This is a genomic window from Pararhodobacter sp. SW119 (assembly GCF_017811755.1).
Lineage (GTDB): Bacteria > Pseudomonadota > Alphaproteobacteria > Rhodobacterales > Rhodobacteraceae > Pararhodobacter.
In genome coordinates this window covers 1-21,328 of the sequence record NZ_JADDJF010000050.1, presented here as the reverse complement: position 1 = coordinate 21,328, position 21,328 = coordinate 1, and the positions used below count along the sequence as shown (strand labels likewise).

The 21,328-nt window shown below is 64.4% G+C and carries 15 protein-coding genes and 6 pseudogenes; 7 read left to right on the top strand and 14 right to left on the bottom strand.

Annotated elements, in window-relative coordinates; all coding sequences use genetic code 11:
- Positions 1-123: 123 nt before the first annotated feature.
- Positions 124-444 (top strand): annotated as a pseudogene (locus IM708_RS21400) (IS110 family transposase); the annotation flags it as partial.
- 53 nt (positions 445-497) lie between these two features.
- Here IM708_RS21400 and IM708_RS21395 read toward each other — a convergent pair.
- Positions 498-563: pseudogene (locus IM708_RS21395) on the bottom strand (site-specific recombinase); the annotation flags it as partial.
- A gap of 411 nt (positions 564-974) precedes the next feature.
- On the opposite strand from IM708_RS21395, the gene IM708_RS17490 reads away from it, so the two are divergent.
- Both IM708_RS17490 and IM708_RS17485 read left to right on the top strand, forming a co-directional pair.
- Positions 975-1,343: a DUF6481 family protein gene (locus IM708_RS17490; protein ID WP_209427864.1), complete on the top strand. Its 369-nt coding sequence runs from the start codon at positions 975-977 to the stop codon at positions 1,341-1,343.
- A gap of 134 nt (positions 1,344-1,477) precedes the next feature.
- The gene (locus IM708_RS17485) at positions 1,478-2,242 is read left to right on the top strand and encodes an N-formylglutamate amidohydrolase (RefSeq protein ID WP_209427863.1); all 765 of its coding nucleotides are present in this window, start codon (positions 1,478-1,480) and stop codon (positions 2,240-2,242) included.
- A 57-nt stretch (positions 2,243-2,299) separates the two neighbouring features.
- Here the strand turns inward: IM708_RS17485 and IM708_RS17480 are convergent, their stop codons facing one another.
- The 3 genes and pseudogenes from IM708_RS17480 to IM708_RS17470 all read right to left on the bottom strand — a co-directional run bounded on the left by IM708_RS17480 (position 2,300) and on the right by IM708_RS17470 (position 3,902).
- A complete protein-coding gene (locus IM708_RS17480; protein WP_209427862.1) occupies positions 2,300-2,509 on the bottom strand; it encodes a dodecin family protein in 210 nt (69 codons plus the stop codon).
- A gap of 456 nt (positions 2,510-2,965) precedes the next feature.
- A pseudogene (locus IM708_RS17475) lies at positions 2,966-3,277 on the bottom strand (DDE-type integrase/transposase/recombinase); the annotation flags it as partial.
- A gap of 154 nt (positions 3,278-3,431) precedes the next feature.
- Positions 3,432-3,902, bottom strand: a complete 471-nt coding sequence (locus tag IM708_RS17470; protein WP_209427861.1) for a hypothetical protein — start codon at positions 3,900-3,902, stop codon at positions 3,432-3,434.
- Positions 3,903-5,883: 1,981 nt separating this feature from the next.
- Here IM708_RS17470 and IM708_RS21595 point away from each other — a divergent pair.
- On the top strand, positions 5,884-6,570 hold the full coding sequence (locus IM708_RS21595; RefSeq protein ID WP_209427866.1) for a hypothetical protein: 687 nt from the start codon (positions 5,884-5,886) through the stop codon (positions 6,568-6,570).
- A 119-nt stretch (positions 6,571-6,689) separates the two neighbouring features.
- Positions 6,690-7,076: pseudogene (locus tag IM708_RS17460) on the top strand (transposase); the annotation flags it as partial.
- A gap of 372 nt (positions 7,077-7,448) precedes the next feature.
- Here the strand turns inward: IM708_RS17460 and IM708_RS17455 are convergent.
- From IM708_RS17455 to otsB, 3 genes are all read right to left on the bottom strand, one after another.
- Positions 7,449-8,354, bottom strand: coding sequence for a LysR family transcriptional regulator (locus IM708_RS17455; protein ID WP_209427860.1), 906 nt, complete (start codon positions 8,352-8,354; stop codon positions 7,449-7,451).
- Positions 8,355-9,496: 1,142 nt separating this feature from the next.
- Entirely contained in the window at positions 9,497-11,983 is a 2,487-nt protein-coding gene (locus tag IM708_RS17450; RefSeq protein ID WP_209427859.1) for a glycoside hydrolase family 65 protein, read from the bottom strand.
- Entirely contained in the window at positions 11,980-13,554 is a 1,575-nt protein-coding gene (gene otsB / locus IM708_RS17445) for a trehalose-phosphatase (RefSeq protein ID WP_209427858.1), read from the bottom strand. Before otsB ends, IM708_RS17450 begins: the two co-directional genes overlap by 4 nt.
- A gap of 283 nt (positions 13,555-13,837) precedes the next feature.
- Between otsB and IM708_RS17440 the strand changes: the two are divergent.
- Positions 13,838-14,011, top strand: a pseudogene (locus tag IM708_RS17440) (2-hydroxyacid dehydrogenase); the annotation flags it as partial.
- 166 nt (positions 14,012-14,177) lie between these two features.
- Here IM708_RS17440 and IM708_RS17435 read toward each other — a convergent pair.
- From IM708_RS17435 to IM708_RS17410, 6 genes are all read right to left on the bottom strand, one after another.
- A complete protein-coding gene (locus IM708_RS17435) occupies positions 14,178-15,089 on the bottom strand; it encodes a cation diffusion facilitator family transporter (RefSeq protein WP_209427857.1) in 912 nt (303 codons plus the stop codon).
- Positions 15,086-15,619: a DUF6789 family protein gene (locus tag IM708_RS17430; protein WP_209427856.1), complete on the bottom strand. Its 534-nt coding sequence runs from the start codon at positions 15,617-15,619 to the stop codon at positions 15,086-15,088. The genes IM708_RS17435 and IM708_RS17430 overlap by 4 nt, the downstream gene beginning before the upstream one ends.
- Positions 15,616-16,122, bottom strand: coding sequence for a hypothetical protein (locus tag IM708_RS17425; RefSeq protein ID WP_209427855.1), 507 nt, complete (start codon positions 16,120-16,122; stop codon positions 15,616-15,618). The genes IM708_RS17430 and IM708_RS17425 overlap by 4 nt, the downstream gene beginning before the upstream one ends.
- A gap of 193 nt (positions 16,123-16,315) precedes the next feature.
- The gene (locus tag IM708_RS17420) at positions 16,316-16,954 is read right to left on the bottom strand and encodes a hypothetical protein (RefSeq protein WP_209427854.1); all 639 of its coding nucleotides are present in this window, start codon (positions 16,952-16,954) and stop codon (positions 16,316-16,318) included.
- A 67-nt stretch (positions 16,955-17,021) separates the two neighbouring features.
- Positions 17,022-17,936, bottom strand: a complete 915-nt coding sequence (locus IM708_RS17415; protein WP_209427853.1) for a hypothetical protein — start codon at positions 17,934-17,936, stop codon at positions 17,022-17,024.
- Positions 17,933-20,461, bottom strand: coding sequence for a heavy metal translocating P-type ATPase (locus IM708_RS17410; protein ID WP_209427852.1), 2,529 nt, complete (start codon positions 20,459-20,461; stop codon positions 17,933-17,935). The genes IM708_RS17415 and IM708_RS17410 overlap by 4 nt, the downstream gene beginning before the upstream one ends.
- A 133-nt stretch (positions 20,462-20,594) precedes the next feature.
- On the opposite strand from IM708_RS17410, the gene IM708_RS17405 reads away from it, so the two are divergent.
- Entirely contained in the window at positions 20,595-20,798 is a 204-nt protein-coding gene (locus tag IM708_RS17405; RefSeq protein WP_209427851.1) for a hypothetical protein, read from the top strand.
- Between the two features lie 341 nt (positions 20,799-21,139).
- Here the strand turns inward: IM708_RS17405 and IM708_RS17400 are convergent.
- Positions 21,140-21,328 (bottom strand): annotated as a pseudogene (locus IM708_RS17400) (DUF305 domain-containing protein); the annotation flags it as partial.

Genomic DNA, 21,328 nt, shown 5'->3' with positions numbered 1-21,328 from the left:
AGTCAGAATTAACAAAATCAATAGCTTGAGGTGGAAATGGGGTGGATGCCGCTCTCTTCCCAACGGCGTCGCAATGCGCCAAGCTTGTGATGCTGAAGTCACAAGAGAAACGAGAGGGCATCCATGAAGGAAATTGGCATCATCGGCGTTGACCTGGCAAAAAACGTGTACCAGCTGCGCGGCGCGGCCGCGGACGGTTCGGTCATGTTCCGCAAGAAGCTGTCGCGCCCGCAAGTCTAGCGCTTCATGGCGGAGCATCCGCGATGCCTCGTGGTGATGGAGGCCTGCGGTGGTGCGCATCACTGGGCGCGGGAACTGGTGGGGGTCGGCCATGAGGTGAAACTGATCGCACCGCGCTACGTCAAGCCGTTCATCAAACGGCAGAAAAACGACGCGGCGGACGCGGAGGCGATCGTAGAAGCGGCGCTACGCTCGACCACCCGCCCGAACGGGCATGATCCGGCGCCGTGCTTCAGCACCGTTTGGCTGACATATTAGCGGTAGAGCTTGCCGCCCTTACGCGTATGGGTGGGCGAGAAGGCGCCGCCGTGGGGGCTGAATAGGGCGCGCGAGGGTTCAACGAACCTGTGCGCACCGGCAGGCCGGTGATCGGGCAGCCACGATCAAAATGGCTGCGGCAGGTCAACCCCAGAAGATGGCATACGCCTCCACCGCAACTCAGACTCCGCTTTCTTGCAGAAAGCGGGGAAAGGGTTTGACATGGGCAGGCAACATGCTCACTGATCGCAGCCGTTCGTCGAGGCAAGCTTTGAGTGCCAGAAACGCATAGCAAGACTCGCCGACAGGCCGAGACGGGCCTTGCCCAGGCACAATCGCGGTCCCTGGCACGGGAACGCATCTTGGCGTAGTTCGATACGATCGCTGTCCACGAAGAGCGCTTCTGCTATTCTCTAGCGACAAGTCGATAAATGGCCTGATGGCCAGAACGAAGACTCTACCAACGGTATGCAGATATGAGAAACAAGAAAGACAACGATTTTGCTGATCGCCGGAGCGCCGCTGCCGATGCAAAAGCCGCGCTCCTTGAGGCTCACCGCGCGGCAAAGGAGGCCGCGGAACCAAACCGTCTTGCGCGGCAGGAAGCGCGGTTGGCTGCAGCTGCAGCCAAGGACGAGCGCCAAGCGGAGCGCATGAAGTTGAGGCTCGAAGAGCAGGAGCGTGCAGCCCTTGCTCAAGTGGCATCCGAAGTTGCATCGAAAGCCAAGGAAGCAGAGCGCGAGAAGGCTCGGCAAGACCGCAAGTCTCGCGACGCCGAGGACAAGGTGGCCCAAAAAGCCGAGCGCGACCGGCGCTACGCCAATCGCAAAGCAAGGCAGCGGTAGCGCTCAGCCCGCATGGTGAGCCATCGCCAGTTGAAGAATTCGTGTCCGCGATTCCTCGGCAAGACGCACTGCGGTCTTGTATGAAGGGTGCTTCTGCTGAAAGGTCCCCACAAAACATGATGCGGAGCCTGCGGATGCGTGACCCCGTTCTGACGCCGGATGACCCGCCGCCGGTTGTGTTGCACGCCGGCGGATCGGGCTGGGTGATTTCAGTCGAACATGGTGGCTTCGCGGTGCCTGCGCGGCTTGGTGGGCTGGGTCTGCCGCTCAGTGCGATCCGCGGCCATATCGGATGGGATCCGGGCGCGGCGGATGTGGCGCATCGACTGCGAGCGCGGCTCGATGGGACCCTTGTCCTGCAGCCCTATTCGCGGTTGGTGATCGACTGCAACCGCCCCCAAGGCGCGCCGGATTTGATGGCGCAAGCCTCGGACGGTGTGGAGGTGCCAGGCAACGCGGGCCTGGACGCGGCCGCGCGCGCCGAGCGTTGGGAGGCGATCCACCAGCCGTTTCACGGAGCACTCGCACAGGCGCTGAACGCCGCCGAGGCCGGGCCGGGGCTGAAGGGGCTGCTATCTGTGCACAGCTTCACACCGCAGCGCGCAACTGACCCTGCCGCTCGTCCTTGGCCGGTTGGCCTGCTCTGGCGACAGGAAAACGCGCTTGCGCACCATCTCGCCACCCGGATGGCGACGCTGCCTGCGGCACAACCGTTGGGGATCAACGAGCCCTATCGGATAGAGACCTTGCACGACTATACCCTGCCGGTACACGCTGAGCCGCAGCGTCGGCCGCACGTTTTGATCGAGTTCCGAAACGACCTGATCGCAACACCCGAGACGGCGGCGTTCTGGGCCGACTGCCTCGCCGATCTCCTCGCCAACTGGAGCCAAGTTTGACCGGCACTTGTCCGAGACCTGCTCCGCCGCCCCTGCCATGACTTCAGAGGTCCAGAATCACCCTTCGTATTTGAAAGAGAGCGAAACGCGCGCTCGGAAGGCCGTGACTTTTCCGTCCTCGACCTTCATATCCAGCTTTGTCACCTCGGCTACCCGAAGGTCACGCAAGGACTCAGCCGCGGTCTCGACGGCTTTTCGACCTGCATCCTCCCACGAATTCTCGCTGACACCGACAACCTCAATGATCCGGTAGACACCTTCTGCCATCATGACCTCCTCTTGTCGCGATTCCTGTCTGCCCGCGAACGGACCCACTTACTCTATCAGAAATCGACTGATAGATCTGCGTCCTGCTGGATCACGCCCATCGACGTAGGCACGAAAGGGTGTGGCAGGCGCGCCTCCGACTTGATTGACGATTGCCGCTCAGGTGGAGCGATCTTGAGCCGCGTCACTTCGGGGGCGACTGTCCGAGGGTGGAGAACCGCGACCAGCCAAGGCAGTGCAGCTGAGAGGAGGTCATCGAGAAACGCGCTAAAGTTGGTGATGCCCTGAGGGGCGGCATATCATGGCGGTGTTCAGACGCCGTCAATTCTCTGCCGAGAAAGGGATATGCCGCATGCAAGAGACTACCATCACCCAGCTGCCTGATCCATCGAGATTTGGCTCCGACGCGTTCATTGATCGAACAGGCGATCCAGGCCGAGCTGGTCGCGCTTATGGCTCATGATCGACCGCGCGCCAGAGGTAGTGCGTCTCGCCGTTGATCTTCACGAACATCTCGTCGAGGTGCCACCGCCACTGCGGGGATGAGCGCATCCGCTCGACGCGCCGCCGACGAATCTCCGCGGCGAACATCGGGCCGAACCGGTTCCACCAGAACCGCACCGTCTCATCGCTGATCTCGATGCCGCGCTCGTGGAGCAAGTCTTCCACGTTGCGCAGAGAGAGGGGGAACCGGATGTAGAGCATCACCGCGAGGCGGATGATCTCGGGGCTCGTCTTAAAGTAGCGGAACGGACTGGGTTGGGGCATGCGGAAAAACTACGCCACCGCCCTGCCCGCTCAAGCCAGGTTGTGTCTGACAGAGCCCACGAGACGGCCCCGCTGGCAAACCGAGACAGATCAGCGGCGGGAATGGTCACAACTGCGTTTTGCACGCAGGTGAGAGACCGTGGTTGCGCGTGAATCATTTACTTTTGTTAACCATTGCGCCTAAAGTAATTTTGGCGCTCTCAGGCGCAGAACTAAGCGAACTAGATCGCGTCAGAATGGCGCGAAGTATGATTGCGGTAGATCCATGGTTGAGGACGCGCCAGAACGGCCCCATCAGTCTTCCGCTGATCATCCGACTGACGACTCTCTCCCCTATGATCCCAAGGAGCTGGAGCGACGCCTCGAGGTGGCGCGCGCGCAACGAGAGAAGGCCCTGCAACTGCGCGCGGAGGAGCGGCGGCAGGCTGCCGGAAATGAACCCGTCGTGCCAGCCAACGGGCAAAGCAAAGCTGCAACTGCTGAAAATCCGGCTGGAGACTCTTTGCCCGATGATCCGGTAAGTTTCGAGCGACGCATCGAGGTGGCGCGCGCCCATCGAGAGAAGGTCTTGCGGCAGCGTGGGGAAGCGCGGCAGTGGGCGCTTGCACGCGATACGCTGGCGCACGCCGCCAGCACCAAGCCGCCTGAAAGCCGGCGTCCGATCGCGCCGCCCCAAGGCGGTTCAGGACCAGTGAACATCGCGGAGACCGGGCAACGGAAAGCCGCGGCCGGTGCCTTGCAGACCGTCAATACACTGCTGTATCCGGTTGCCAGGTTGCATGTGACGCCGACACCCTACCGCTCTGAGGGCCATTTGCGTCCGAAGTTCTTCGTCTGGGGCCTTTGCGGCCTGGCAGGCGCCTCCCTCGCCGCAAGCGGTCTCGGTCTCGTCGGCCTGCAGAGTCGCGCTGTCCCGTTCGTGTCCTCTCCCGCGGATACGTCTTCGGATGCCGCACCCGCCCGCGCGACATTACAGCCGCTGACGCCGTCCCTGACAGCTTCGTTCATGGATTCCGGCACTGTCCCGGCGCCCGTTCCACAAGCCGCTGACCCTGCGTCGCTTGACGTACTGCCCGCACCGTCGGCAAGAGGAAGGGAGACACCGGCATTGTCCTCGGCGCTCACGGCCGCCTTGCCCGCGATCTCTGTACCCTCTCCAACTCCCAAGCTGGCCGTGTTGGAACCGAGCCACAGGATGGCGACACCTGCGCCTGACATGGAACCCGGCACAGTGCCGTCTCCGGTTCCGCAAGCCGCTGACACTGCGCCGCTTGAGGCATTGCCTGTTCCGTCGGCACGGGGATCGCGGACACCGGCATTGTCGAAGGCGCTCACGGTCAGCCTGCCCACGATCTCTGCATCCCTTCCAGCTCCCCAATTGGCCGTGTTGGACCCGAGCCACAGGATGGCGACACCTGAGCCTGACATGGATCCCGGCGCTGTCCCGTTTCCCGTTTCCCAAGCCGCTGACCCTGCGTCGCTTGACGTACTACCTGCACCGCCGGCAAGAGGAAGGGAGACACCGGCATTGTCCTCGGCGCTCACGGCCGCCTTGCCCGCGATCTCTGTACCCTCTCCAATTCCCAAGCTGGCCGTGTTGGAACCGAGCCACAGGATGGCGACACTTGCGCCTGACATGGAACCCGGCACAGTGCCGTCTCCGGTTCCGCAAGCCGCTGACACTGCGCCACCTGAGGCATTGCCTGTTCCGTCGGCACGGGGATCGCGGACACCGGCATTGTCGAAGGCGCTCACGGTCACCCTGCCCACGATCTCTGCATCCCTTCCAGTTCCCCAATTGGCCGTGTTGGACCCGAGCCACAGGATGACGACACCTGAGCCTGACCTGGATCCCGGCGCTGTCCCGTTTCCCGTTTCCCAAGCCGCTGACACTGCGTCGCTTGACGTACTGCCCGCACCGTCGGCAAGAGGAAGGGAGACACCGGGATTGCTGGTAGCGGTGCTCCCTTTCAGCCTGCCCGCAATTCCTGCAACCGGTTCAACTCCCGAACTGCCCGCGCTGGACGAGAGCTACAGGATTACGGCATCAGTGCGTGCCTCAGCCTATGCAAACGCAAACGCAGAACGGCCTCTGTCTGCGTCCCTTGCAACTCTGACTCGTCACCAGATTCCACCGCCGGCGCGCGTTGCCATCTATATACCCGAGCGCCTTGGGTCGGATCGCCGGGACTGGGCCATGACGCAAATTTCAGAAACCGGATGGCCGACGAATGAGGCCACGACGCCATATACGATCGGCGAAACGCATGTCCGCTATTTCCACGCGCGGGACCAGGCCGCCGCTGAGCAACTGGCAAATCTCCTCGACACACAGGTGCGTGACTTCACCAGCATTTCACCGACACCAGCGGACGGCCACCTTGAGCTATGGCTTGGTGTCCAAGACGCGCCGCCGCGCGAGAGTTCGGTGGTAACACGCGCCGCCACGCCCGCCACCAATCCGACCGGTCGGACCAACCCGCAACCTTCGAGCACAGTTTCCGGCTACGGCGGTTTGCTCGCAGGTGGCAGTAACACCATTGTCGGTAGCGCGAGCGGAACTGGAACTGGCGGTGGAAATACCGGCGCCGTAGCCGGGGCGGGTGGTGGCGGCGGTGGAAACGCCGGCGGCGGAGCCGGTGCGGGCGGCGGTGGCGGCAACGCTGGCGGCGGAGCCGGAGCGGGTAGCGGCGGCGGTGGTAACGCTGGCGGCGGAGCCGGAGCGGGTGGCGGCGGTGGCGGAAACGCTGGCGCCGGAGCCGGTGCGGGTGGTGGTGGCAACGCCGGCGGCGGAGCCGGAGCCGGAGCGGGCGGTGGCGGGAACGCTGGCGGCGGAGGTGGAGCCGGTGCGGGCGGCGGTGGAAACGCTGGCGGCGGAGGAGGAGCCGGTGCGGGTGGCGGCGGCGGTGGAAACGCCGGCGGCGGAGGAGGCGGAGCCGGTGCGGGCGGCGGCGGCGGTGGAAACGCCGGCGGCGGAGGAGGCGGAGCCGGTGCGGGCGGCGGCGGCGGTGGAAACGCCGGCGGCGGAGGCGGAGCCGGTGCGGGCGGTGGTGGCGGCAACGCTGGCGGCGGAGGCGGAGCGGGGGGCGGCGGTGGTAACGCTGGCGGCGGAGCCGGGGCCGGAGCGGGCGGTGGCGGAAACGCTGGCGGCGGAGGAGGCGGAGCCGGTGCGGGCGGCGGTGGCGGTGGCGAAGCCGGACCTTGATGGAGCACGATGTAAGACCCGTCTGGGATCGCTGAACCTGCGGGTCCCAAAGCTGCGGCAGGGCTCCTACTTTCCCGGCTTTCTCTAGCCGCGACGGACCCAGTTCGCCGAATTGACGACGACGACCACGACCAGGACGACTGTTGGCCCACCATCCAGAACCTGTGGAAGCCGACGAAACGAATGGTCAAGCGGCTGCACCGCCTCCTCATGTCGATCCCCGGCGTCGGCGCGGTCACCGCGACGTCGTTCGTGGCCGCCATCGAGGACCCGGCCAACTTCAGGAACTCGCGCTCCGTCGGGGCCTGGGTCGGCCTGACAACGCGCCGCTACCAATCCGGAGAGGTCGACCATGATGGCCATATCTCTCGGCGGGGCGACCGCCATCTGCGCTGGCTGCTATACGAGGCTGCCGCGATCATCCTGACCCGCGTCCGGGCCGAAAGCAGCTTGCGCACATGGGGGCTCAGGCTGCGCGAAAGGATCGGCTTCAAGCGGGCCGCCGTTGCGGTGGCCCGCAAACTGGCGGTGATCATGCATGCGATGCTCAAGACCGGCGAGGTCTTCGAGCCGCAACCGGGGGCCGCAACCTGACATCCGGCGGATAGCGTTCGGGTTCCGAACGCTGGAGGCGTCCCTGCCGGGACGTGGGCCGGGCCGTTCCGTTGATGGGGTTGCACCGTCGTTCAGACAGAGTGCGTCATCCACATTGAAGGCTCTTCCCGCGACGCCCAACATGCGGCGGCCCATGCCGACCGCGGAGACAACCATGCATCCGGCAGGCACGCATTCGGACGGTCAAGACTTGACGCGACATGAGCGATTAGACAACCCCATCTGTGACGCAGACGGTCGGGTCAGCCGGGTCCTACGGCTGTTCCCGTTAAGAGCAGACCTTGATTGAAGCTTCGGCGATCGACGGCACCGAGCCCTAGGCGTTTATGGCCGTATCGGTGCTGTCAGCGATCAGACATCTGGTCGATTACCGAGGACGGAGACGAGGTGGTCCAGGAACGCGCGCAACTTGGCCGGCATGTACGCCCGATGTACGAAGACCGCAAAGATCGGCTGATCCGGCGTTTCGTGGTCCGGCAACACCCGTCGCAGCTCACCGCGCTTGATCATGTCGCTTACCAGGTAGTCGGCGATCAACCCGATGACGAGCCCATCACGCACGGCATTTAGCGCGGCGTTTGGCGAGTTGACCACAAAAGTATCAGGCATACGAAACTCCACTCTCTCTTCGCCGATTAGGATCGTGTGGGTCACGCCCCAGGTTTCGCTCACCTGCTTCACCGTGCGATGCCGTGCAATCGCATCCAGTGTCTCTGGCTCGCCCATGTCCGCAATGTAATCGGGCGAGGCCGCGAATATCAGTTTTTGCGCATAGATCTTGCGGGCGACCAAGCCAGACTCGGACAACCCCGCGTCACCTCCGATCCTGATCGCCAGGTCAAAATGTTCCTGTATCAGGTCCACCTTCCGATTTCCGATGTGTAGATCGACCGTGACCTCGGGGTGGCGTGACAGGAACTTAGGTACGGCGGGTGCCACCCTCTCCTGACCAAAGGCGACCACGCTGCTGATCCTCAGATGCCCCTTTGCTTCGGTCCGCCGCTCCCTCATTTCGGCGCTTATGGTTTCCAGTTCGTCCACAAGCGCATTGACCTGGCCGAGATAGCTCTCCCCCTCCTCAGTCAGGTTGAGCTGGCGGGTCGACCGCTGAAACAGACGAAGCCCCAAATCCGCTTCAAGTTCGGAAACGATGCGACTGACGCTTGGGGTTGAAATCTTTAGCGCGCGCCCGGCTGCTGCAAAGCCGCCCTGCCGAGCTACCTCCCGACACACCCGTATTGCTCGCAACTTGTCCATCCGAGGTGATCCTTCCAGATTTCGGAACAGTGCTGTTCAAAATCACCTTATTCCGCACGCGATATGAATCCATAGGCTTTTGTTACCGCAGCAACGCGGTCTACTTTGGAGGGTGAGATGCTCTACGATCACAGAAACAGCCTCGAAGAACGCTGCGATATTCGCCCCGCGAAGTCTCGGCATGCCATCGCTCGGGAGAAGCACCTTCAGGACAGGACAGAACGCCTGTTGTTGGAAAGCGAAGAACGGGGTCGGCAGGATCTCAGACGCGCGCGTTCGTACTTCCAGCAGGCGGCGGCTAGTATCCTCAGAAACATGGCAACCTTACTTGGAAGGCTTCCCCTACGATCCCTGCGAAACGGTAACCGGTCGTGAAGATCTCCAACCGGCGCACCGGCCAGAGTTTGACGACCCCATGTGCAAGCAATCGAGAACCTGGTGTGACCCGAGCCGAGGGCACTTTCGCCGGTCGGACCGCGGATCGGACGGCCGGATTAGCCGAAGGCAGCCCTTGGGGTGGTACAGCCGTAGATCAGCTTTGTCCGCACTGCTGTCATTGGTCGACTTGCACAACTTCAATGCCTGACAGAAAGTGTCAGATGACGGTAGCGAGTCCCAAACTGCCCATGCGATGATCGAGAATTTCGCGGTTGCAGCATGGGCGGATTCGACACGACCGGCCCAAAGCCGCCTTCTGACCCAATGGGCATGCCGCGGTGCGGCTTCGCCGAAGCGGGCATTCATGCAAGGTGCAGCGAAAACAACCGGCCGGGGTCGGCGACGCGGACCTTTCGGACGTTCGCTGCGGGCGCTCAGAAAGTGTTTGCGTTGCGGCATAACCGACGCAGGGGGCGGTTTGCTGCCGTTTGCGGATGCGGCGCTGCGACAACGAAATTTGGAGATAGCCGTCATTCACTCGGGTGAGGTCGCGCACTGAACTGGCACCAGCTGTCCGGACTCAGGCCAGTCAAGGGCGTACTTGGTGCTGCAATGGGCGGCCCCCTTCGAAAGAGATGCAATCCTGCAACTCGTTGACTCAGGAATGGCCGTCATCGAGACGCCTTCCGGCGCCGGCAATCTCGCGGTCGCGAAGGTTCCGATCACCTTGCCAAGTGTGGGCTTTTGGCACCTCCACGTCCGCTTCAGTTGGTGGGCACCGTTGCCTTCTCTGTTTCGAGTTGTTGTCGGTTCATCTCGAACTGGGTGCTCTGCCGTGCCTTGCGCACAATGAGATGGAAGCGCGTGCTCGCACTTGGGGCGAGGTCGCGGTAATGCCCACGGTAGCCGATGGTTATCGGTGGAGCCGCCGTTGGCTGGCTGGTGACCACTACGCTTTCGCGGTCAACAACGATCAGCAGATCGTGCCCGCGAAAGAGGATGCAGAGCCTGAGCTCGTCGATGCCTTCCGGCAGCAGCGGGTTGACCAGAAGGATGTTCCCCCGAGGCTCGATCCCGGTCAGACAGCGCTGGAAGATGTCGACGGTGCCGGCCATGGCGCCGAGATGGATGCCCTCCTGCGTCGTACCGCCCTGGATGTCGGTTATGTCCGCGTCGAGCGCGTGTTCGAGAAGCGTCCACGACATCGGCCGGTCCGAACGGATCATCACCCAGGAATGGACGACGAGGCTCAGCGTCGAGCCGTGAGTTGTCCGCGCCAGGTAGTAGTCGATATTCTCTGTGATCCAGCCCGGCTCGAGCGCATAACCAAGCCGTTCGAAGAGCAGGACGAGCTCCTCGGTCGAGAAAAGGTAGAAAAGCATCAATACGTCCGCCTGCTTGGAGGCCTTGTAGTTGTTGGCGCTTTTTCCTTCGGCGCCGAGAATGCGGTCGAGCCGGTGGATGTCGCCGTATTTCTCTCGATAGCCGTCCCAGTCGAACTCCTCGAGCTTCTCGTAACCTTCGAACTGCGAGATGATCCCGTCGCCCTGGAAGGGAACGAAGATGCCTCGGCTGATCATGTCCCACCGCGCGCGTTCCGCCTCGTCGATCCCGAGCCGATCGCAGAGCCGGTGACGCGCCCGCGGGGGCAGAATTTCCAGCACGTCCGCCGCGTTTCGCAGAACGAAGCAGGCCATGACGTTGGTATAGGCGTTGTTGTCGATCCCACGTTCCTCTTCGGGCGGCACGCCGGGATAGCCGGTCTGAAACTCGTCGGGGCCCATTACCTCGCGGATACCGAAGCGGCCGTCGGGGCGCGCCTCGGCAATGGAGGCCCAGAAGCGGGCGATTTCGAGGAACATCTCGGCGCCGTAGTCGCGCATGAATTCGCGGTCGGCGGTGACCTCGTAGTAGCGCCAGATGTTGTAAGCGATGGCGGCATTGACGTGGCGCTGGCGGTGGCTGTTGTCGGGGACCCAATCCCCGGACTTCGGGTTGAGGTGCAGCACCTGGGTCTCCTCGCGCCCGTCGCTGCCGCTCTGCCAGGGGAAAAGCGCGCCCTCGAAGCCTTCGGCGCGGGCCAGCCGTCGCGCGGCACCCAAGCGACGGAATCGGTACTTGAGCAACGCACGCGAGATGACCGGCCGGCGGAGGTTCAGGAAGGGAAGGATGAAAAGTTCGTCCCAGAAGATGTGGCCGCGGTAGGCCTCGCCATGCCAGCCGCGCGCCGGCACTCCGATGTCGCTATCGATCGAGTTCTCACAAACCGACTGGAGCAGGTGGAAGACGTGCAGCCGCAGTTTCATCTCGACTCGGTCGAGCTCGGGCAGCCGGATCACCATGTCGAAATCGTCCCACAGGTCCCGCCAGGCGGCCGCGTGCGCAGAGTGCAGATTCTCGAACCGTCCGGCCGTCGATACAGCCTCCTGCGCGGCCAGCGCGGACTCGGCGATGGCGTTGTCGCGCGAGGTGAAGATCGCGACGATCTTCTCGATGCTCACGGTCTCGCCCTTCCCGAGATCGAGCGCCAGATCCTGCCCGACCCACCCCTCGCGCTGCTCGGTCCGCCGCGCCACTTCAGCTTCGGCACCACCGCGATAGAGACGGGTGTGCGCCGCCTCGGCAATCTCGACGCGCGAGGCGTTCGTGCGCACGCGCAGGAGGATGACGTCGTCCTGCGGGTTTCCGGTGCCCAGCGGCTCCAGATGTCGGCCATCGAGCGCACGGAAACGGACGACATTGTCGTTGATCACTGTTCCGTCGAGAGCCGAGCGAATTTCCAGCCGTCCCGACCAATCCTCCGCCGTCACGTCCAGCGCGACGGTGGCAAGGTGCTTGTCGGCCATGCTGACGAGGCGCCGCTCATGCCATCGAAGCGTCCGGCCCTCGCCATCCCGCAGGCGCAAGCGCCGCGTCAGCGTACCGTCGAGCAGGCAAAGCTCCTGAGCGTAATCGAGGATTTCGAGGTCATGCATCCGCACCCAGTCGCCGCCATTGATCCGCAGCGTAAGCACAAGCCAATTAGGCACATTGACGAGATCCTCGTTCTCGATCTCACGCCCGGCAACGGTGCTGGTGCGCCGGTTGTAGAGCCCCGCGACATAGGTACCGGGGGAATGCACGTCATCGGCCGGGCAGTCGGGTGCCGCGCCGCGGGTACAGAGATAACCGTTGCCCAGCGTGCAGAGCGCCTCAAGCACACCTTCCCGACCGGGTTCGTAGCGATCGTAGGTCAGCGTCCATTCGTTCACGGCACGCCCTCGCCGCCGACCACGTCGGCCAGCCACAGAAGAAAGCGCTCGACATCGCCGGTGTCCCTGAGCGCGAAGCGGGCGGAGGTGCGCCGGTCGGCGCCGTCGCGCACGACGATGCCGAGGCCGCGATCGCTCAACGAGCGGAAGGCGTCCTCGTCGGTCGTGTCGTCGCCGACATAGATCGGCAGCACGTCCTCGCCATCCAGATCGAGCGTCGTCAGAAGCGAAAGCACGGCGCGCCCCTTGTGCCAGTCGACCCGCGGCTTGACATCGTAGACCTTCTTGCCGGCGGATGCATGCAGCCCGTCGTGTTCCGCGATCGTCTCCCGAACCGCTTGCGCGACCGCCGCCTCGTCGGGCGGGGCAACCTGCCGGAAATGGACGGCGAGCGAGAAGCGCTTGCGTTCGACGCGGGCGCCGTCAATGGAAGCCAGTCGCGCCGCGAGGGTCTCGGCTGCATCCTTGAGTATCGGGACGAAAGCCGCACCTTTCTCGACGACATGACGCCACCCGTCCGGCCCGGCAAGGTCAAAGCCGTGGCTGCCTGCGTAGTAGAGTGTTTCGTCCTGGACGAGCGCCTGCACATCCTTGAGATCGCGACCGCTGACGATCGCGACCCGCACCTTCGCGGAAAGGCGCGAGAGCGCGGCGCGCATGCCCTCACCCAAGGTCGCGGCGGCAGGATCATCCACGATGGGGGTCAGCGTGCCGTCGTAGTCGAGGAAAACAGCGACCCGCCGGCCTTCCATGCGCTCGCGGATGGCACCGCGCGCCTCCCAAGCCAGCGGGGTGGAATGCATCTTGCGCGCGACAAGGCGTCGACCCTCACCTATCGTAAGCTCGGCCAGATCGGCCACGGCCAGATCGGCGCCGGCCTTTTCGAGCGCGCTTTCGTCACTGCTGCGCTCGACACCCACGACCTGGGCGAAGCCGCCAGCGACACCGGCTTCCACGCCGGAGATCGCGTCTTCGATGATTGCCACGCGTTCAGGCGCCGTTCCCAGCCGATCCGCCGCGCGCAGCATGATCGCCGGATCGGGCTTGCCCGGAAGGTCAGTCTCGGCCATGTCCTGTCCGTCGACGAGGACCTCGAACCGAGCGAGCACACCGGCACTGTCGAGCACTTCCCGCGCGTTGCGGCTGGAAGAAAACACCGCTGCGCGAATTCCCGTCGCATCAAGCTCGCACAGCAAGGCGCGACTGCCCGGGAAAACCTCGATCGCGTTTTGGGCAAGCCATGCCTGGAAATGGTGGTTCTTGCGGTTTCCAAGACCGCATATGGTTTCTGTTTCCGGATCATCGTCCGGTCCACCCCACGGCAATTCGATCCCGCGGGAGGCAAGGAAGCTTTGGACGCCATCGTAGCGCGGCTTTCCGTCGACATGGAGCCGGTAGTCTGCCTCGGAGAAGGGTTCTGCGGCCCTTCCTTCGGACAAAAGATACGCGTCGAAGAGCCGCTTCCAGGCGGCCAAGTGCGCCGTGGCGGTGTCGGTGATCACTCCGTCCATGTCGAACAGAACGGCTTCGATCTGCATCGCGCCGGGCGGGTCGCTATTTCGTAGCGCCATCAAATTATATCCTGACCTGCGCGTGACGATTCAATCGAGTTGTACCACTTCGACCGTCTATACGCTCGGATTGGCTGTCAGGCGTTCCCGGATCACCTTAGAGCTCAATCGGATTTGGAACAACTCGTCGTGGGTTCATTGGCGGAGATAACAGGGAGGGATTGGGCGCAGACCCGACCTTTAGGAAAGCAACCTCGGCTGGGGCCGTCACGAAGCCGGTTTGACACCGTAGCTGGTGTCCGTAGCATTAGGTCAAGCTGATCGATCAGCCTGGAGGACATTGATGCGGATCGCCGTTTTCAGCACGAAGCCCTATGATTCCCGGTATCTCAAGCGCGCGAATGCCGGCGCACACGAGCTGACCTTCTGTGAAGCCCGCCTGTCGCTGGAGTCCGCATCGTTGGCGGCGGGTGCCGACGCCGTCTGCGCCTTCGTCAACGACGATCTCGGGGAGCAGGTGATTTCGGCGTTGGCGCATGCCGGCGTCAAGTTGATTGCCCTGCGCTCGGCCGGATTTCGACTTGTCGGCGCGCAGGTCGCGCATCGCTGCCATTGGCCATTCCCTAAGTCGCAGCCGCCCAAAGTTTCCAAGAGGCCCGGGGCTGCGGATTGGCACTTGTTACTTATTGGCGCGCACCAATATCGATTGCTGTTGCTCCCGGTTCGTCGCGGTCTTCGGTTTCCAACTGGAGCGTCGAGAAGTAGACCCCGAACTCGTCCTCGAGCATTGCCTCGGCCTGATCCAGTAGACGCATCTGTTCGTCGGCGCCGAGGCCATCGGCGACACGTAGATGTGCGGAGAAGATGTGGCGGCCGGATGTCAGGGTCCAGGCATGCGGGTGATGCACGCTCAGTACACCGTCGAGGCCGCGCAGCTGCCAGCATATCTCGGTCATGTCGATCTCCTGCGGCGTGTTCTGCATCAGGATGGAAATCGACTCGCGCAGAACACCCCATCCGGCGACAAGCACCATGAAGCCAAAGGCGATGCCGAGGATCGGGTCGATGAGCAGGAAACCCGTGAAGTGGATCACCAGCGCCGCGACGATGATCCCGAGGCTGCCCAGAAAGGTCTGCACGACGTGCCAGTAGGCGCCGCGGGTGTTCACGTCATGTTTCTGGTCGCGATACATCAGAGCGATGAGCCAGATTTCGGTCAGAATACCGACCGCGGCGACGATGAACATCGGCGTTGTCGGCAGATCGATTGGCGAGCCAAGCCGCATCGCCCCCATGGTGATCGCGACGATTGCCATCACCAGAAGCGCCATCCCGTTGAGCAGTGCGCCAATGATCTCGGCGCGTTGACCGCCGAAGGTCTGCTGGGGCGTCGCCTTGCGCTGCGCGATGCGACGGGCGACAAGCGCGAGGACCACACCACCCACGGCCGAGAAGGTATGCGCGGCATCAACGATCACCATCACCGAGCCGGTGTAGAGCCCGACGCCCATTTCGAAGAAGAAGTAAGCCCCCGTCACCCAGGCCGCCAACTTCAGGCCGCGCCCTCTCGGCGCGTGATGCATGTGATCGCTCATGGCTTGATCCTTTTCCCTGTCTCGTTTTCCCGAGCGATTTCCCGTTCGCCGCAAGGATGAATCGCTGCGCGCAAGCGCGTATGAGTGAAACTAAGCACCAGGCTGAAAGCCCCCAGCATGGGGAACATGAACAGCGCCGGCCAGAGCCCGTAGCCAAGCCGCAGGCCGAACAGTCCATGGCCGGCCAAAAGGAAAAAACCCGTGGCCATGACGCTCCGGGCCAGCAGGGCGAAGCTCAGCCCCTTTACCCAGAAGCGCCGGCCCGGCATGTGGTCATGCAGTCGGGCATAGAGAAAGCCCCAGATCATCGCCCCGGTCAGATAGGGCAGAAGGCTGTTCAGTTGCCCGCCGGCCCAGCCGCCCAGCAGGCGCTGGAAATCCTCATAGGGCTGAAAGCCGGGCAGGATGCGGAGGACATCCTTTGCCAGCATGAGGGCGGAGTGCACGGCCAGCCCCGAAAGCCCGGCGACAACCGCGGTTGCCAGTGATCTGAGCAGGCGCACCGGCCATTCTGCGCGGTCGCGCCTCATGCGCCGGCTTCCCGTATCGTGTGGGCGCCCAGAAGATGGCGACGGGTCAGCCAGACAACGAGTGGCGGAATGGCCAGCCATTGCAGGATCGGGGTCAGCCCCGTGCCAAAGGGCGGCACCAGCGGCATCAACTCCGAATAGGTCCAACGCAGGCTGACATTGGTATAGTAGTACTCGAAACCGATGGTCAGCAGGATGCCCACGGCGAGGAAAAGCCCGAGCGGCAGCCGGGTTGGTCGAAGCACCCAGTCACGGCTGCGCACCGCCAGACTGGACGCCCAGAAGGCCGTCAGGGCAAAACCCACATCGCCGATGCTTGCCGACAGGCACAGCTTGATCGCCTCCCAGTGCCCCATTTCGGCCATTCCGGCAAAAACCGGCACCTGCACGAATTCCCAGACGAAGTGCAGCAGGAAGGAGAAGAAGGCGACCGGCAGTTCCGGCACCTCCCACAGGCGCGCCGGGCGTGCCGTGCCGCTCGCCTGGCTCCGGGTTTCGCTCACGGTCTTTCCCTTATTTCAGCAGGTATTTGATCAGCGCGGCGATCGCGAGGACGACCAGCGCGAGGATCAGGGCCATCCAGATCCAGTGCAGCCCCATGGCCCATCCGTTCATCATACCATTCATCATCGTCGGTTCCTTTTCAAATTCGGGGGCTGCCGGCAGCGCATCCGCCGGCAGCCGGGTAGGCTCCCGTCAGTCGATCTGGCGGAAGAAGCCCGGATAGCGGTTGAAGGCGAGGCGCTGAACGAGCGAGCCGTTCACCGTGACGATCTCGGCGACGATGCTGCCATCCTCGGCCTCGGTGATCTCGCCGATCTCGAGGCGCGGGTTGCCGTGGCGTTCGAGGAGATGCGACAGGAAGGCCTCGACGCGGGCCGGCGTCATCTCGCTGGGCGCACCGTGGGGCATGCCATAGAGCGCGCCGGGGCCGAGGCCGTGGCCGCCCATCTGCCCGTTCCGGCCGTGCATCATCGGGCCCGTCGGCATGCCCTCCATGCCCATCATGCCCTGACCCATCGTGCCGCGGCCCATCATTCCGTGGCCGGGCATCCCCTCGGCCATCGGGCCGCCGCGCATGCCGCCCATCATCCCCTGCATGCCGCCTTCGCCCATCATGCGCATCATCATCTGCATCATTTCGGGCGGCATCATGCCCATCATGCCGGGCGTCATCGGCGTGTCGGCGTCGGGCGCGTCGCCCTCGGGCGCGGTCGCCTCGACCTCGGGGTGGTGCGCCGCGTGGTCGTCATCGGGGGTCTCCGCGATGGCGGTCATGCTCATGGCAAGAAGGGCGGCGCCGGCAAGAAGGCGGGTCATTGCGAATCTGTTCATCGTTTATCTCCGTCATTCGGGGTTGGTCGTGGAGGCCGCGCGCGGCGTTCTTCCGCGCGCGGCGGGGTCATTCGATGCCCAGCTGGCGCCAGTTGCGCCCGCCGTCTTCGGAGGCGAGTACCTCGCCGTGCTGGGTCGCGGCAAAGACCCGGTCGGGCGTCTGCGGATCGACGGCGAAATAGAGCAGGAACCGATCCTCGAAGCCGGGATGGAGCCGCTCCCACGCATCGCCGTCCTCGGCACGGCGGACGAGTCCCTCGCCGAGGATGAAGGCATGAAGGATGCCGTCCGCCGTGACCTCAACGAGGCTCACCGGCGCCTGCGCGGGGTGCACGCGCTGCCAGTCCCGCGCATCGGCCTCGCTCACGAAAAGCCCGGCCTCCGTCGCGGCATAGAGCCGGTCGGGATCATGCGCCGAGGCGGCGATGTCGATCAGCCCGGCCGGCGCGTCGGCCACCCGCTCCCAGGTCCGAGCGCCGTCGCGGCTGCGCTGGAGCCCGGCATAGTTGCCCCAGACCACGGTCGGATTGGCCTTGCTGATGTCCATCTGGTGGAAGTCCACCGGCCCGTTCACACCGTCCGAGAGCTTCACCCAGCTCTCGCCGCTGTCCGAACTGGCGATCACGCCCAAATTGCCGCCCCGCGCCGGGTGTCCGCTGGCAAGGAAGGTGTCCGCTTCGGTCGGATGGGCGACGAAGCCCATCAGGTCGTCGCGGTGATCGGAGACCAGCACCGTCAGCCCGCTTTCGATGTCGAGCGCGTGGAGGCCGTGATGCGTGGCGATCAGGAGCCGGCTTGGGTCCTGCCGGTCGACCGCCAGGCCGTGGATATGCGTGCGCGCGAGCAGTTCGGCGAGCGGGGTCTCGGCACGGGCCGAGGAGTCTGCGGCGAACGCAAGCAGCGCACCTCCACCGATCAACACGACGGCGCCTATGCCGAGCAGCGTCCGCCGGGAGAGATATTTTTCGGTTCTTGAGGTCATGCAGTCTTCCTTTCCATTGAGGTATCCGCCGACGCCACCACCAGCCTCGCGCGCTTGAGAAGCAGCGAGTTGCCAATCACCGAAAGCGAGCTTGCGGTCATTGCGATGACGCCGATCATCGGGTGCAAGAGGCCCAGGGCCGCGACCGGGATGGCGGCGAGGTTGTAGAACCAGGCCCAGAACAGGTTCTCGACGATCTTGCGGAAGGTGGACTTCGACAGCCGGATCGCCTCGACCACCTTGGTCAGTTCGCCCGTGACCAGCGTCACGTCCGCAGCCTCGATCGCGACATCGGCACCCGCGCCGATAGCGATGCCGACATTGGCCTGCTTGAGCGCCGGCGCGTCGTTGATCCCGTCGCCGACCATCGCGACATGCTGGCCGTGCTTGTCCTGCAATTCGCGGATGGCCTCGACCTTGCCTTCCGGCAACACGCCGGCCCTGACCTCGTCGAGCCCGACCTGGGAGGCGACGTATTTCGCCGTGCGCTCGTTGTCGCCCGTGACCATGACGACATGAATGCCGAGATCGTGCATCGCCGCGATGGCAGCTTTCGAGTCTTCCTTCACCGTATCCGCCACCGCGACGAGCCCCGCCGCCTTGTCACCGATGGCGACCAGCATTGCGGTCTTGCCCTCGGTCTCCAGCGCGACCAGCCGCTCTTCCAGCGCATCGGGCGCGATCCCGGCCTCGTTCAGAAGGCGCCTGCTGCCCACCCGCACGGTCTCATTGTCGACCTCACCCTGAACACCGCGTGCAGTGATCGACTTGAACCGTGTTACTTCGGGCACTTCCAGCCCGCGCTCACGCGCCCCGGCGACGATGGCCTGCGCCAGCGGGTGTTCCGAACCGGCCTCGACCGAGGCGGCGGCGCGCAGCACGCGCTCCTCATCGAATCCCGGCAGGGCATGGACATCGGTCAGCGCGGGCTTGCCCCGGGTGATCGTCCCGGTCTTGTCGAGCACCACCACCTTGATGTCCTTCAGGGTCTGGATCGCCTCGCCCGAGCGGATCAGCACGCCGCGCTCGGCGCCCATGCCGGAACCCACCATCAGCGCGGTGGGCGTGGCCAACCCCAGCGCGCAAGGGCAGGCAATAACCAGCACCGCGATCATCGCCAGGATCGCGCCCATCAAGGGCGAGATCTCGGGGTTGACCCAGGGCAGGAAGCCCGCGCCCCAGTGAAGTATCGGGCGCAGCTTATCCGCGAAAGCCAGCCAGACGCCGAAGGTCGCCAGCGCGATCACCAGCACCGCGGGCACGAAATAGCCGGTCAGCTTGTCGGCAAGTTCCTGGATCGGCACCTTTGAGCCCTGCGCCTCCTCCACGAGCTTGATGACCTGGCTCAGGAACGTGTCGGCGCCGACGCGGGTGGCACGCACCTTCAGCACGCCCTCCTTGTTGATGGTGGCGCCGATCACCGCGTCGCCCGGGCCCTTCTCCACGGGCACGGATTCGCCGGTGGCGATCGACTCGTCGAGATGGCTGGTGCCGTCGACGATCTCGCCATCGGTCGGCACCTTGGCCCCCGGACGCACCACCATGATGTCGCCGGGCTGCAACTCGGCCACGGGCACCTCGACTTCCTTACCATCGCGCAGCACCGTGGCGGTCTTGGCGCCCATGGTGATCAGCCGCTTGATCGCCTGGCTGGCGCGGCCCTTGGCGCGGGCTTCCAGATAGCGGCCGACCAGGTGGAAGGTCATGATTGTCGCGGCCATCTCGATGAACGATGTCATCGGCCAGATGAAGCCCGCCAGCCCGATCAGATAGGGCGGCAGGCTGCCCATCGAGATCAGCACATCCATGTTCGCTGTGCGGTTGGTGAGCGACCGCCAGGCCGAGACATGCGTCGCCCAGCCGCCGAAGAGGAACACGACCGGAAAGGCCAGCACCGCGACGATCAGCAGATAGCCGGGGATCGGCTGCCAGAACATGTGCGGACCCATCAGCAGCATGATCAGCGTCGTCGGAACGGCCGCGATCCACAGCCGCTTCCAGGCGCGGGCGAGGTAGCGATCTTCCGACGCGGCATCGCTGGCATGATCGGGGGCGTTCCCTTCCTCGAGCGCGTCAACCTCGTAGCCCGCGCGCTCAACGGCGGCGCGGATGGACTTCGCGTCGGTCTGTCCCGCGTCGAAGGACACGCGCACCCGGTGATTGCCGATATTGGTGTCGAGCCTCTCGATCCCCGACAGGCGGCGGATCGAGTCCGACACGATTCCGGCGCAGTGATCGCTGCCCATGCCCGGCACCGTCAGGCGAACCTCGCGCGGGCCGCCGGCACCGTCCGCATCCTCGACTTCATAGCCGGCCCTCTCGACCGCCGTCTGCAGATCGGCGGGTTTGAGGCGGCCCACATCATACGTCACCCGCGCGCGATGCGCGGCGATGTTGGTCTCGATCTTGCGCACACCATCGAGCCGCTCAAGCGAGGTGCGCACGATGCCAGCGCAATGGTCGCTGCCCATCCCGGGAATGGTGAAGGTGATGGTCCGGGTCGTGTCTTGCGTCAGGGACGCCATGGCCTGTCCTCCGATATCGGTCGCCTCGGGGCTGCCCTTGCGGCAGGCCCGGCACACCCGGGCCAGTGGCCCGGGCGATCTGGATCAGGCGAATATCGGAGGGTGCAGAAGCGGCGGCGCCGAGAGGCTGCCGGTGAGGGCGTCGGAGGCCGGGCTGACCGCGCCGGTCTTCAGGGCCAACGTCGGCGACGATGCAAGCGCGACGCTCGCCGGGGCGGGACAACAAACAGACGCGGCGCAGGCGAAGGCCGGCGCGTCACCGTCTACGTCATGGCAACAGGTCTCGGGCGCGGCGGCCGGCGCGATCGTCTCGGCATGGGACGGGACTTGCGGCTGAGAATGGGCAAGCGCGCTGGACACGGAGGAAAACCCGATGAGCAGGAACACACCACAAGCCAGAAGCACTCTCCCGAGTGTCTCCGTCAGTCGCGTCGACTTCCTGTTTCGGTGTTCCAATTGCCTCGTTTCCCAACAACTCTCGCCCGAACTTTGCGACGAACATCCCCGGCCCGGAATGACATGGATCAAGCGCCGGACCGGACGGCGGAAGGCCGCTTGACGGTCACATAGCGATTCCAGTCAGTGGAAGGTCAAGGGCCGGCTTGGGCATCAACGCGAAGCAGAGCGGCGCTCAAGGTGCCTCACCCGGACCGAGCCCGGGTAAGGAGGAGACCCGGATCAGTCGTCGAGCCCGAAGAGCGTGATCCCGTTCGGACCGGCGCCGACCGCGAACGTGGCCACGACGCCATCGGTCGAAAGGTCGATCATCGACACGCTATTCTCATGGATATTCGTGACGAAAGCCCAGGCGCCCGCCGGGCTGATCGCGACGCCATGCGGACCGTGTCCGGTCCGCACCGTCTTCGC